Here is a 12,250-nt window from a genome sequence, read left to right as displayed (position 1 = left end):
CGAAGCGTATGCCGCGCGCCTCACCCGCCGCGGCGTGGCTGCCCGCCGCTGCCGACCGTGGCACCGGCGTCGAGCCCGCGGCGCCCGGTGACCGCCGCCCGCAGCGAGCGCATGCCCTGCGCCAGCACCGGGCCGACCGGCCGCGTGGGCACGTCGACGTAGCCGCCCCGCTCCAGCCCGGCCCGGCGCTCGAAGACGCTGCGCGCCGCGCGGTCGCCGGTGCGCAGCCAGGACCACCCCATCGAGGCGAGGTAGAGCGGCAGGAACGGCAGCCCGAGGCAGGCGGCCCACTGTCGGCTGTGCGCCAGCTCGTGGTCGAGCAGCCCCGGCCGCAGCGCCCGCAGCGCGTCGAGGTCGTGCCGGCTGATGACGACGTCCCCGACGGTGAACGCGCCGGCCACCGGGAAGGACCAGCGGTAGTGGTCGGCGAGGTAGCACCGGGAGGGACCACGACGGACCCGGGCACCACCCGCGGCGGCGACGCCGAGACCGAGCGGCGTCGAGAGGTTGACCCAGTTGAGCAGGTGCCGGAGCCGATCCGCCCGCGAGGCCATCAGGCCGAGGCGTAGCGCTTGGCCGCGCGGGCCCGTGCCTTGGTCGCCTCCTCGTCCCGGTCCTTCGGCGGCGCCGACGTGACCAGGGAGTCGAGCAGGTCCTGCGTCGCCGCGGCGATCGTGGCGACCGCCGTGGCGTAGGCCTGCTCGTTGGCCTGCGAGGGCTTGCTCGCGCCGCCGACCTTGCGGACGTACTGCAGCGCGGCGGCCTGCACCTCGGAGCTGGTGGCGGGCGGCGCGAAGTTGTTGAGCGGGCGGATGTTGCGGCACATGGTGCTCACTCTGCCACGCCCCCAGCGGCCCTGTCCGGTGCTGGCGCTAGGGTCGGGAGCATGGGCACCTTGTGGCATCCGTTCTCCGACATGGGCGCGGTCGAGCAGACCGGCGAGCTGATCCTCACCCGCGGCGAGGGGGTCCACGTCTACGACCGGGACGACCGGCGCTACCTCGACGCGACGGCGGGGCTGTGGTTCACCAACGTCGGCCACGGCCGTGGTGAGCTGGCCGACGCCGCCGCCGAGCAGATGCGCCGCCTTGCGGCATACTCCACCTTCGGCGACTACGCCCCGGACACGACCGTGGCGCTGGCCGACCGGTTGGAGGGCATCGCTCCGGTCGCCGGCAGCAAGATCTTCTTCACCTCCGGCGGCTCGGACTCCATCGACACGGCCGCCAAGATGGCGCGCCGCTACTGGGTCGAGCAGGGCCGCCCGGACAAGACCGTCCTGCTCTCGCGCTCCAAGGCCTACCACGGCATGCACTACGCCGGCACCGCACTGGCGGGGATCCCGGGCAACCGCGAGGGCTACGGCGAGCTGGTGCCCGACACCGCGCAGGTCGAGTGGGACTCCGCGGAGAGCCTGCGGTCGACGATCGAGGGCGTGGGCGCCGACCGGGTCGCGGCCTTCTTCTGCGAGCCGATCATCGGCGCCGGCGGGGTCTACCTCCCGCCCGAGGGCTACCTCGCGGAGGTCCGCAAGATCTGCACCGAGCACGACATCCTCTTCGTCGCCGACGAGGTCATCACCGGCTACGGTCGTTTCGGCGGCTCGTGGTTCGCCAGCGCGGCGCTCGGGCTGGAGCCGGACATGGTCGCCACGGCCAAGGGGCTGACCAGCGGGTATGCCCCGATGGGCGCCGTCTTCGTCGCACCCCGCGTGTGGGAGCCGTTCTTCCGGCCGGGGGCCGGGGTCTGGTTCCGGCACGGCTACACCTACTCCGGGCACGCGGCCTCGGCAGCCGTGGCCCTGGCCAACCTCGACCTCATCGAGCGGGAAGGCCTGCTGGACGAGGCCGACCGGCTCGCGCAGACCCTGCACCGTGAGCTGGCCCCGCTGGCCGGGCACGACCACGTCGTCGAGGTCCGCTCCGGCCTGGGTGCCGTGGCCGCGATCCAGCTCGCCGACCCGGCGACGGCGATGCGCTTCGCCGTCGACGTGCGCGGGCACGGGGTGGCGACCCGCGCGTGCGGCGCCGGTGCCATCCAGGTCTCGCCCGCCTTCGTCATGACCGACGAGCAGGTGCAGGAGCTGGCCGGTGCGCTGCGCGCGGCCCTGGACGCGATGCCGGCGGCGGCATGACCGGCCCGCTGGTCACGACCACGCAGCTGCAGGGCATGCGGGTCGGGCCGGAGACGGACCGCCCGGTGCTCGTGGACGTGCGCTGGAGCCTCGGCGCGGGCGTCGCGACCAACCGGGCGGCCCATCTCGAGCTGCACCTGCCGGGGGCCGCCTTCCTCGACCTGGAGGGCGTCCTGTCCGACCCGCTCCCCGGCGACGGTCACGGCGGCCGCCATCCGATGCCCTCGGCGGAGCGGGTGCAGGAGGGGCTGCGTGCCGCCGGCGTCCGCGCCGACCGTCCGGTCGTGTTCTACGACGCCGGCCCGGGGCTGGGCGCGGCGCGGGCGTGGTGGGTCGCGGCCTACTACGGCCTCGAGCGGGCCGCGGTGCTCGACGGTGGGCTCGCCGCGTGGACCGCCGCCGGGCTGCCGGTCGAGGGGGGCGCGGTCCAGCCCGAGCCGGGCGACGTCGTCGTGGAACCCGGCGGCCGTGAGCTGCTCGACGCCGACGCGGTCCAGGAGCACCTCGCCGCGGGCGGCCAGCTGCTGGATGCCCGGCCCGCCGACCGCTACCGCGGTGAGAACGAGACGATCGACCCGGTCGCCGGCCACGTCCCTGGCGCGCTGAGCCTGCCGGCGCTCTCGCTCGTCGGTGAGCAGGGCTTCGTCGACGCCGAGCACGTCGTCACCGCACTGACCGGGGCAGGCGGGCGCACCGACCGTCCCACCGCGGTCTACTGCGGGTCGGGGGTGCAGGCCGCGCACCTCGCCCTGGCCCTGGAGGCACGCGGGGTCGGCCCGCGGCCGGCGGTCTACGTCGGCTCGTGGAGCGACTGGATCAGCGACCCCTCGCGCCCGGTCGAGCGCTGATCAGGAGCCGAAGGCCTGGACCAGCTCCCGGTTGAAGGCTGCCAGGTCGGCCGGGGTGCGGCTGGAGACCAGCCAGCTGTCGACCACGACCTCCTCGTCGACCCACGTGGCCCCGGCGTTGCGCAGGTCGGTCTGCAGCGAGGGGAAGGACGTCATCCGCCGCCCGTCGAGGACGTCGGCGTCGGTGAGGATCCACGCCCCGTGGCAGATCACCGCGACGGGCTTCGCCTGCTGGCCGAAGTGCCGGGCGAAGGCGACGGCGTCGGTCTCCATCCGCAGGTGGTCGGCGTTGCCGGTGCCGCCGGGCAGCACGAGCGCGTCGTAGTCCGCGGGGTCGGCGTCGCCGACGACGGCGTCCACGTCCTGAGAATGCCCGTTCTTCCCGGTGATCGACCCGCCCTCCGGCGCGATCATGTGGGCGCTCCCGCCCGCCTCCACGACGGCGTTCCACGGGCTGGTGAGCTCGCTGTCCTCGAATCCGTCCGTGGCCAGGAAGGCCACCTTCTTGCCGTCAAGTTGTCCCATGTCCCCCACGGTAGGAGCCGTCCGGCCGTGCCGCAGGGTGGAAGCGCTCAGCCCCCGCTGACCGACAGCTCGGCCTGCGCGACCTCGGCCTGCTGGAGCCCGTCGAGCTCACGGCTCTCGAGCCACCGGTCGGGCAGCGCCACGACGCGCGGCGACCCGGCGCGCCCCCGCTGGCCGTCGGCGGCCTCCCCCGGCCAGGGCTGGTCGAGGTCCAGGGTGGCGATGAGCTCGTCGAGGTCGGCGAGAGAGTCGACGAGCCCGAGCCGGTGCCGCAGCTCGCCCCCGACCCGGAAGCCCTTGGTGTACCACGCGATGTGCTTGCGGATGTCGCGGCAGCCACGACCCTCGTCCTCGTGGAAGTCCGCGAGCAGCTCGGCGTGCCGGCGCAGCACCCGGCATACCTCCCGGAGTGTGGGCTCCACCCGCACCCGCGAGCCGGCGAAGGCGGCCGCGAGGTCGGTGAACAGCCACGGCCGACCCAGGCAGCCGCGCCCGACGACCACGCCGTCGCAGCCGGTCTGCTCGACCATCGCCAGGGCGTCGTCAGCCGACCAGATGTCGCCGTTGCCGAGCACCGGGATCGAGGTGACGGCCTGCTTGAGCTCGGCGATCCGGGACCAGTCCGCCTGCCCGGAGTAGGCCTGCGCGGCGGTGCGGGCGTGGAGCGCCACCGCGGCCGCGCCCTCCTGCTCGGCGGTGCGTCCGGCGTCGAGGAAGGTCTCGTGGTCGGCGTCGATGCGACGCGCATCTTGACGGTGACCGGTATGCCCGCCGGCGCCGCCTCGCGCACTGCGGCGCGGACGATCCCGCGGAAGAGGTCGGCCTTCCACGGCAGCGCCGCTCCCCCGCCCTTGCGGGTCACCTTGGGCACCGGACACCCGAAGTTGAGGTCGACGTGGTCGGCCCGGTCCTCCTCCGCGAGCATCCGCACCGCGGCCCCGACGGTGCCGGGGTCGACGCCGTAGAGCTGGATCGAGCGGGGCGTCTCCGCCTCGCCGTGCTCGATCAGCTTCATCGAGATCGGAGTGCGCTCGACCAGGGCACGGGAGGTGATCATCTCGCTGACGTAGAGGCACCCGGAGCCGGACAGGGTGGGCCGGTCGGGTGACCCGGCAGCGGCGAGCCCCTGGTCGCCGTACTCCCGGCAGAGCTGACGGAACGCCCGGTTGGTGATGCCGGCCATCGGTGCCAGCACCACGGGCGAGTCGATGGTGTGCGGGCCGATCTGCAGCGGCGGGAGGGCAGGGGCGGTGATCGTCATGGCGACCCCATTGTCCCATCGCCCGACCGGCGCGGGGACGCAGCATCGCCTCCGCCAGCACCACCACCGGGACGACCATCGTCACCGCCGGGCCTGCGCACAGCGCCTCCACAGGTTCGCCCGGTTGGGTGTCGGCATGACCACCAGGCAGCCGACCGGGCCGCGGTGCGGCCACGACCACCCGTGCCTCACCCGGCGCGCCGTGCTGGCGGTCGGGGGTGCGGCCGGCGTCGCCACGCTCGCGGCCTGCTCGGGGCCGGAGACCGGGGAGACCTCCGAGCAGGGTGCCGAGGCGATCGCGAACGTCTCCGACGTGCCGGTCGGCGGTGCCCTGGCGGCGACGACCGCTGCCGGAGAAGCGGTGCTCCTCACGCAGCCGACCGAGGGCGAGATCCACGCCTTCTCGACCGTGTGCACCCACCAGGGCTGCACCGTCGAGCCCGGCGAGGGCGAGCTGAGCTGCCCCTGCCACGGCTCCACCTTCGACCTGGGCAGCGGCGCACCGCTCGCCGGCCCGGCCGCGGCGGCGCTCCCGGAGGTCACGGTGAGCGTCGGCGAGGACGGCTCGATCACCGGCTGAGAGCCCGCCGGGCGGCCACAGGGGATCGCGGCGTCGGACGGTCAGCGCTGGACCAGGGTGGCCGCGGCCCGCGCCGTCACGCACCGGGTCAGCACGTCCAGGGTGCGTGAGGGCAACCGTGAGCTCAGCCAGTGCAGCGGCACGTCGTGCTCGGCCCGAGAGCCGAGCGGCACCAGGTCGCCGTCGGCGAGCCAGTCCCGGGCCCACTCCATGGGGATCAGCCCCCACCCCATCCCGAGGCGCACCGCCTCGGCGAACTCCCGGCTCGACGCGATGACGTGGGCCGGCGGGTCGATGCCGCGGCGGGCCCACCGCCGGGCGACCCGGTGCTGCATCGTGTCCTTGTGGTCGAAGCGCACGATCGGCGCGGCGTCGAGCGCGGAGGCCCGCGGCCCGTCGGCGAACCAGCGGGCGTGGAAGTCCGGGCTGCAGGCCGCGACGTAGCGCATCGCACCCAGCCGCTCCAGCCTGCAGCCGGTGACCGGGCGCGGGTCGGCGGTCACCGCCGCCAGCGCGCTGCCCGCCCGGACCCGCTCCGAGGCGTGCTCCTCGTCCTCGCGCACCAGCTCCAGCACGATCCCGAGCTCCCGCTGCGCCCGCGCCAGCGCCGGCAGCAGCCAGGTGGCGAGGGAGTCGGCGTTGACCACGACCGCGACCTGCGGGTATACCCCCTCCCGCGCCTCCGGCACGAGCTCACCCAGCGCCTCGTCGACGAGGAGGTCCCACTGACCGGCCAGCTTGAGGAGCACCTCCCCGGCCGCCGTGGCCCGCGCCGGCTTGGTGCGGGTGAGCACGATCTGCCCCAGCGAGGACTCCAGCGCGCGGATCCGCTGCGAGACCGCCGAGGGAGTGATGTGCAGCTGCTGAGCCGCCCGGTCGAAGGTGCCCTCACGCACCACGGAGGCCAACGTCCGCAGCCCGACGGGATCGATGTCCATGTGAAGCAAGACTAATGGTTGTGCAGAATCTTTTGCTGTGATCTGGTCAAGAGCACGGCACTGGCGGGCCTAGCGTGGAGACATGGACACCGTCACGCTCATCGCCACCGGCCTGCTCACCGGCATCGGTCTGATCGCCGCGGTCGGCGCGCAGAACGCCTACCTGCTCCGGCAGGGCCTACGCCGCCAGCACGTCGGCCCGTTGGTCGTGCTCTGCGCCGCATCGGACGTCGTCCTCATCGGCCTGGCGGTCCTCGGTGTCGGTGCGGCCGTGCAGGAGTGGCCGGCCTTCCTCGACATCGCCCGGTGGGGCGGCGGGATCTTCGTCATCGGCTACGGCCTCCACGTCGGGTGGCGCGCCCTGCGGCCCGGGGCCGGGCTGGTCGCGGGCGCGGGCGGTGGCCAGCTCTCGCTGCGCCGGGCGCTCACCACGATGGCCGCCCTGACCTGGCTCAACCCGCACCTCTACCTCGACGTCATCGTCCTGGGCTCGATCGCCAACACCCACGGCCCGGACGGGCGGTGGTGGTACTACGCCGGGCTGATCGCCGCGAGCGGCCTGTGGTTCGGCCTGCTCGGCTTCGGCTCGCGCGTCCTCGCCCCGCTGCTGTCCCGGCCCCGCTCATGGCAGGTCCTCGACGGGCTCATCGCGCTCGTCATGCTGGCCATCGGCGTGGCGCTCATCACCGGCTGAGCAGCCCACAGGCCGAGGACGCGATCAGTCACCGGCGAGGAACCAGTCCCACGGGGTCATGACGCAGCAGGTATGCCCGCAGGTTGCCTCCGCGCGTGAACTCCTCGCGCGGACGCCACGGGCACCGGGGCTCAGCAGCCGATCAGCCGCTGCGCGAGGTAGGACTCGACCTGGTCCAGGGAGACACGCTCCTGGCCCATCGAGTCCCGGTCGCGGATGGTGACCGCCTGGTCCTCGAGGGTGTCGAAGTCGACGGTGACGCAGTAGGGGGTGCCGATCTCGTCCTGGCGGCGGTAGCGCTTGCCGATCGCGCCGGCGTCGTCGACGTCGACCATCCAGTGCTGCCGCAGCCGCGACGCGAGGTCTTTGGCCTTGGGGGTCAGGTCGGCGTTGCGCGACAGCGGCAGCACCGCCACCTTGACCGGCGCGAGCCGCGGGTCGAGGCGCAGGACGGTGCGCTTGTCGACCCCGCCCTTGGTGTTCGGGGCCTCGTCCTCGGCATACGCGTCCACGAGGAAGGTCATGAGCGAGCGGGACAGGCCGGCTGCCGGCTCGATGACGTAGGGGACGTAGCGCTCGCCGCTGGCCTGGTCGAAGTAGGACAGCTCCTGGCCCGAGTGCTCGGCGTGCGTGGACAGGTCGAAGTCGGTGCGGTTGGCGATGCCCTCGAGCTCGCCCCACTCGCTGCCGGCGAAGTTGAAGCGGTACTCGATGTCGACGGTGCGCTTGGAGTAGTGCGAGAGCTTCTCGGCGGGGTGCTCGAAGTGGCGCAGGTTGTCGCTGTCGATCCCGAGGTCGGTGTACCACCGGGTGCGCTCGTCGATCCAGTACTGGTGCCACTCCTCGTCCTCGCCGGGCTTGACGAAGAACTCCATCTCCATCTGCTCGAACTCGCGGGTGCGGAAGATGAAGTTGCCCGGCGTGATCTCGTTGCGGAAGGACTTGCCGGTCTGGGCGATGCCGAAGGGCGGCTTCTTGCGCGAGGTGCCGAGCACGTTGGCGAAGTTGACGAAGATGCCCTGCGCGGTCTCCGGTCGCAGGTAGTGCAGCCCCGACTCGTCCTCGATGACCCCGAGGTAGGTCTTGAGCATCATGTTGAACTCGCGCGGCGTGGTCCACGCCTTGTTGCCGCAGTTGGGGCAGCTGATGTCGTCCAGCGGGACGTCGTCGGGGTCCACGTCCTTCCCCTTCTTCGCCGCCTTCTCCGCCACCGCCTCCTGCATGTGGTCGACGCGGAACCGCTTGTGGCAGGACTGGCACTCGGTGAGCGGGTCGGAGAACTCACCGACGTGCCCCGAGGCCACCCAGGTCTGGCGGGGCAGGATGATCGAGGAGTCCAGGCCGACCACGTCGTCGCGGGTCTGGACCATGGAGCGCCACCACTGGCGCTTGATGTTCTCCTTCAGCGCCACACCGAGGGGGCCGTAGTCCCAGGCCGAGCGCGTGCCGCCGTAGATGTCCCCGGAGGGGAAGACGAAGCCTCGACGCTTGCACAGGGACACGACGGTATCGACGGTGGAGGGAGCCATACCGCCAAGTCTAAGCAGCCGCGGGCGACCGTCCGGCCCACGCCACCCGAGCCGTCCGCGGTGGGTCGACCGCGGACTACGCTGGTCCGGTGAGCACTCCCGATCAGCCGCACCCGACGCCCGGCCCTGGCGAGGGTGGCCAGGCCAGGCACGGCGAGGGGGCCGCGGTCGACGACCGCGGCCCGGGGCCGGTGCGGCTCCACGTCGAGCGGGCCAGCCGGCCGGCGCTGGAGGTGCTGGGGCGGCTGCCGGTGTGGCTGCCCTTCCTCGCGCTGCTGCTGCTCATCCTCGGCGGCGGCATCCTCGGCGGTCCCCTGGGGTGGGTCATGGTCGGCTCGGCCCTGGCCTTCGTCTGCTGGCTGCTCTACCTCTCCTGGCCGCGGATGACCCGTGTCGAGCGCCTCATGCGGGTCGCCGTCCTGCTCCTCTTCCTCGCCATCACCCTGGTCCAGCTCGTCCCCCGCTGACCACCCGGACGCGGCCGGTGGGCCGCGGTGGTTCGGTCGCCCTCCGCCAGGAGGCGCGGGCTCGCTGGCGTTTTGACAATCATTCTCAGTCTCGTGAGACTGTCGGTATGCCGCGTCCCACCCCTGCACTCGCCCTCACCGTGACCCTCGCCCTCGTGCTGTCCGGCTGCGGGGCGACCGAGGCCGCTACCGACGGGAGCAGCGGTGGTGACGCGAGCGGTGAGCTGCAGGTCGTCGCGAGCGTCTACCCGGTGGAGTTCCTCGTGGAGCGGGTGGCCGGGGACCACGCCACGGTGACGTCGCTCACGCCGCCCGGCGTCGATCCGCACAGCCTCGAGCTCTCCCCGCGCGACGTGGGTTCGCTCGGCAGCGCCGACCTCGTGGTCTACTCCGCCGGGCTGCAGGCGGCGGTCGACGAGGCCGTGGACAGCCAGGCCGGGGACATCGCCCTCGACGTGGCCCCGGCAGCCGACCTGCTCGCGCTCGACGAGACCGAGGAGGAGCACGTGGAGCACGCCGGCGGCGGGGAGGACGAGCACGGCGACGAGCACGAGGACTCCGAGGAGCACGCGGCCGACGAGCACGGCGCGGAAAAGCACGAGGGCCACGACCACGGCGGGGAGGACCCGCACTTCTGGCTCGACCCGGAGCGCTACGGGCGCGTGGCAGAGACGGTCGCCGATCGGTTCGCCGAGGTCGACCCGGCGCACGCCGAGGACTACCAGGCCAACGCCGCCGCCCTCGTCAGCGAGCTGACGGCCCTCGACGAGGAGTTCGTGGAGGGGCTGGCCGACTGCGCCAGCAGGGACGTCGTGACGACGCACGAGGCCTTCGGCTACCTGGCCCAGCGCTACGACCTGCACCAGCTCGGCATCACCGGCCTCTCCCCCGAGGCCGAGCCGTCCGCCGCCCGGCTGGCTCAGATCACCGCGCAGGTCGAGGAGCTCGACGTGCGGACCATCTACGCCGAGCCGATCCTCAACGATGCGGTCGCCCGCACCGTGGCGCAGGAGACCGGCACCCAGGTGCTGACCCTCGACCCGCTGGCGGGCATCACCGAGGAGTCCGCCGGGCAGGACTACCTCGCGGTCATGCGCGCCAACCTGCAGGTGTTGTCCGACGGGCTGGACTGTTCGTGAACGGGGAGAGGGAGCCGGTCCTCGCCCTGACCGGCGCTGCCTTCGGCCACGACGGCACACCGGTCGTCTCCGGGGTGGACCTGACCGTCCGCCGCGGCGAGGTCGTCGCCGTCCTCGGGCCCAACGGCTCCGGCAAGACCACCCTCGTCACCGGCCTGCTGGGGCTCTCCCGGCACCTCGGCGGGCAGGTCGAGATCCTCGGCGCACCGCTGTCTCGCCTCTCCGAGCGGACCCGGCCCGGCTACGTGCCGCAGCGGCATACCCTCACCGGCGGGGTGCGCGCCACCGTGACCGAGGTCGTCGCGACCGGACTGCTGGCCTCCCGGCCCTGGTGGCGAGCGGCCGGTCGCGCCGACCGTGACGCGGTGCAGCGCGCGCTCGAGGCCGTCGGGCTCGGGGACCGGGCACGCTTCGACGTGGCGACCCTCTCCGGCGGGCAGCAGCGGCGGGTCCTCATCGCCCGCGCCCTCGTGGCGCGCCCCGAGGTCGTCGTCCTGGACGAGCCCACCGCGGGCGTCGACCGCGCCAGCCAGACCGTGCTCGCCGGGGTGCTGCAGCGCCTCGGCCGCGACGGCACCACGATGCTCGTCGTCACGCACGAGCTCGCCGCCCTGCACGGCGTCGTCGACCGCATCGTCGAGATCGACACCGGTCACCTCACCTTCGACGGCACGCCGCAGGAGTATGCCGAGCACCAGGCGCGGCGGGCCCGCGCGGCGGGACGGGGGGCGGCATGAGCGACATGCTGGCCCTGGACTTCATGCGCAACGCGCTGCTCGCCGCGCTCCTGGTCGGGCTCGCAGCGCCGATGGTGGGGATCTTCCTCGTGCAGCGCCGGCTGTCGCTCATCGGTGACGGGCTGGGGCACGTGGCCCTCGCCGGCGTCGCGATCGGCGTCATCACCGACAGCGCACCCGTCTGGACCGGCCTGGCGGCCGCGGTCCTCGCCGGTGTCGCCGTCGAGCTGGTCCGTGCGCGCGGCCGCACGTCGGGCGACATCGCGCTGGCGCTGATGTTCTACGGCGGCATCGCCGCCGGCGTGGTCATCATCAACCGCGTCGACGGCACCCAGACCGCCAACCTCACCGGCTACCTCTTCGGGGCGATCACCACGACGACGCGCGCCGACCTCGGCCTCTTTGCAGTGCTCTGCGCCGCCGTCGTCGTGGTCGTGACCGTCCTGCGGCAGCGGCTCTTCGCGGTCGCCGGCGACGAGGAGTATGCCCGCGCCGCCGGGCTGCGCGTCCTCGCCCTCAACATCACGCTGTCGGTCCTCACCGCCGTCACGATCGTCGTGGCCATGCGGGTGATCGGGCTGCTGCTCATCAGCGCGCTCATGATCATCCCCAACGCCGCCGCGCAGCAGGTCTCCGGCAGCTTCCGGGCCGCGACCTGGTGGGGTGTCGTGCTCGGGATGGTGTCGTCGGTCGGCGGGGTGGTCACGAGCTACTACGCGGACACCGCCACCGGCGGCACGATCGTGCTGCTCGCCATCGCGATCTTCGCCCTCGCCGTCGCGGCGGGCGCGGCGCGACGCGCCCTCGCCGCCGCCCGTCACCGGCACGCCGAACGGCACCCGCACGAGCACGGCCCGGGCTGCGGCCACGAGTCGGTGGCCCACGGCGACCACGTCGACTACCTCCACGACGGCCACCGGCACGCGGCGCACGAGGGCCACTACGACGAGCACGCGGACCACGCGCATACCCTGGACGACCCGGAGGAGGTGCACCGATGAGCAGCCCACGACGACCCACCCGCCAGCAGAGCGCCGTCATCGACGCCCTGGGCTCGACCCAGGACTTCACCAGCGCGCAGGACCTGCACGCCACGCTGCGGGCCTCTGGCGACAAGGTCGGGCTGGCCACGGTCTACCGCACGCTGTCCACCCTGGCCGACGCCGGCGACGTGGACGTCCTGCGCACCGGGGACGGGGAGGCGGTCTACCGCAAGTGCTCCACCGGCCACCACCACCACCTCGTTTGCCGCGCGTGCGGGCGGACCGTCGAGGTCGAGGGTCCGGCCGTCGAGCGGTGGACCGACAGCGTCGCCGCCGAGCACGGCTTCACCGACGTCGCGCACACGCTGGAGATCTTCGGCACCTGCCGCGACTGCTCCTGACCGTGACTGGGAGC

14 protein-coding genes and 1 pseudogene are annotated in these 12,250 nt (G+C 73.4%); 9 read left to right on the top strand and 6 right to left on the bottom strand.

All coding sequences use genetic code 11. The features are described 5' to 3' along the window. Nucleotides 1-20: 20 nt before the first annotated feature. Together BJF80_RS16415 and BJF80_RS16410 are read right to left on the bottom strand one after the other, a co-directional pair. Nucleotides 21-554 carry a hypothetical protein gene (locus BJF80_RS16415; protein ID WP_075815210.1) on the bottom strand — a complete coding sequence of 178 codons (534 nt, stop codon included), beginning with the start codon at nucleotides 552-554 and terminating at the stop codon, nucleotides 21-23. Continuing rightward, nucleotides 554-826 (bottom strand): DUF2277 domain-containing protein, encoded by a 273-nt coding sequence (locus BJF80_RS16410; protein ID WP_075815389.1) that lies wholly within the window; start codon nucleotides 824-826, stop codon nucleotides 554-556. Before BJF80_RS16410 ends, BJF80_RS16415 begins: the two co-directional genes overlap by 1 nt. Before the next feature lie 60 nt (nucleotides 827-886). On the opposite strand from BJF80_RS16410, the gene BJF80_RS16405 reads away from it, so the two are divergent. Further along, nucleotides 887-2,134 (top strand): aminotransferase family protein, encoded by a 1,248-nt coding sequence (locus BJF80_RS16405; RefSeq protein WP_075815208.1) that lies wholly within the window; start codon nucleotides 887-889, stop codon nucleotides 2,132-2,134. After that, on the top strand, nucleotides 2,131-2,982 hold the full coding sequence (locus BJF80_RS16400) for a sulfurtransferase (protein ID WP_028131126.1): 852 nt from the start codon (nucleotides 2,131-2,133) through the stop codon (nucleotides 2,980-2,982). Before BJF80_RS16405 ends, BJF80_RS16400 begins: the two co-directional genes overlap by 4 nt. Here the strand turns inward: BJF80_RS16400 and BJF80_RS16395 are convergent, their stop codons facing one another. Both BJF80_RS16395 and dusB read right to left on the bottom strand, forming a co-directional pair. Beyond that, nucleotides 2,983-3,507 (bottom strand): type 1 glutamine amidotransferase domain-containing protein, encoded by a 525-nt coding sequence (locus tag BJF80_RS16395; protein ID WP_022925605.1) that lies wholly within the window; start codon nucleotides 3,505-3,507, stop codon nucleotides 2,983-2,985. A gap of 47 nt (nucleotides 3,508-3,554) precedes the next feature. Then, nucleotides 3,555-4,768, bottom strand: a pseudogene (gene dusB, locus BJF80_RS16390) (tRNA dihydrouridine synthase DusB). 136 nt (nucleotides 4,769-4,904) lie between these two features. Between dusB and BJF80_RS16385 the strand changes: the two are divergent. Next, nucleotides 4,905-5,348, top strand: a complete 444-nt coding sequence (locus tag BJF80_RS16385) for a QcrA and Rieske domain-containing protein (RefSeq protein ID WP_075815205.1) — start codon at nucleotides 4,905-4,907, stop codon at nucleotides 5,346-5,348. 41 nt (nucleotides 5,349-5,389) lie between these two features. Here BJF80_RS16385 and BJF80_RS16380 read toward each other — a convergent pair whose 3' ends face one another. Next, nucleotides 5,390-6,286 (bottom strand): LysR family transcriptional regulator ArgP, encoded by an 897-nt coding sequence (locus BJF80_RS16380; RefSeq protein WP_075815203.1) that lies wholly within the window; start codon nucleotides 6,284-6,286, stop codon nucleotides 5,390-5,392. An 82-nt stretch (nucleotides 6,287-6,368) separates the two neighbouring features. On the opposite strand from BJF80_RS16380, the gene BJF80_RS16375 reads away from it, so the two are divergent. Next, nucleotides 6,369-6,980, top strand: a complete 612-nt coding sequence (locus BJF80_RS16375) for a LysE/ArgO family amino acid transporter (RefSeq protein ID WP_075815201.1) — start codon at nucleotides 6,369-6,371, stop codon at nucleotides 6,978-6,980. A gap of 131 nt (nucleotides 6,981-7,111) precedes the next feature. Here the strand turns inward: BJF80_RS16375 and BJF80_RS16370 are convergent, their stop codons facing one another. Beyond that, nucleotides 7,112-8,509, bottom strand: a complete 1,398-nt coding sequence (locus BJF80_RS16370; protein WP_075815199.1) for a glycine--tRNA ligase — start codon at nucleotides 8,507-8,509, stop codon at nucleotides 7,112-7,114. Nucleotides 8,510-8,598: 89 nt separating this feature from the next. On the opposite strand from BJF80_RS16370, the gene BJF80_RS16365 reads away from it, so the two are divergent. The 5 genes from BJF80_RS16365 to BJF80_RS16345 all read left to right on the top strand — a co-directional run bounded on the left by BJF80_RS16365 (nucleotide 8,599) and on the right by BJF80_RS16345 (nucleotide 12,236). Continuing rightward, nucleotides 8,599-8,976 (top strand): DUF6703 family protein, encoded by a 378-nt coding sequence (locus BJF80_RS16365; RefSeq protein WP_083652930.1) that lies wholly within the window; start codon nucleotides 8,599-8,601, stop codon nucleotides 8,974-8,976. 107 nt (nucleotides 8,977-9,083) lie between these two features. Beyond that, entirely contained in the window at nucleotides 9,084-10,115 is a 1,032-nt protein-coding gene (locus BJF80_RS16360; protein WP_075815197.1) for a metal ABC transporter substrate-binding protein, read from the top strand. Continuing rightward, nucleotides 10,112-10,852, top strand: coding sequence for a metal ABC transporter ATP-binding protein (locus BJF80_RS16355; RefSeq protein WP_075815195.1), 741 nt, complete (start codon nucleotides 10,112-10,114; stop codon nucleotides 10,850-10,852). The genes BJF80_RS16360 and BJF80_RS16355 overlap by 4 nt, the downstream gene beginning before the upstream one ends. Further along, nucleotides 10,849-11,853, top strand: a complete 1,005-nt coding sequence (locus BJF80_RS16350; protein WP_075815193.1) for a metal ABC transporter permease — start codon at nucleotides 10,849-10,851, stop codon at nucleotides 11,851-11,853. The genes BJF80_RS16355 and BJF80_RS16350 overlap by 4 nt, the downstream gene beginning before the upstream one ends. Next, nucleotides 11,850-12,236, top strand: coding sequence for a Fur family transcriptional regulator (locus BJF80_RS16345; protein ID WP_022925615.1), 387 nt, complete (start codon nucleotides 11,850-11,852; stop codon nucleotides 12,234-12,236). The genes BJF80_RS16350 and BJF80_RS16345 overlap by 4 nt, the downstream gene beginning before the upstream one ends. Nucleotides 12,237-12,250 lie beyond the last annotated feature (14 nt).

The sequence above is a fragment of the Serinicoccus sp. CUA-874 genome (assembly GCF_001942225.1).
Classification (GTDB): domain Bacteria; phylum Actinomycetota; class Actinomycetes; order Actinomycetales; family Dermatophilaceae; genus Ornithinicoccus; species Ornithinicoccus marinus.
Note: the sequence above shows the minus strand (reverse complement) of the source record. Positions and strands in the feature narration are given on the sequence as shown.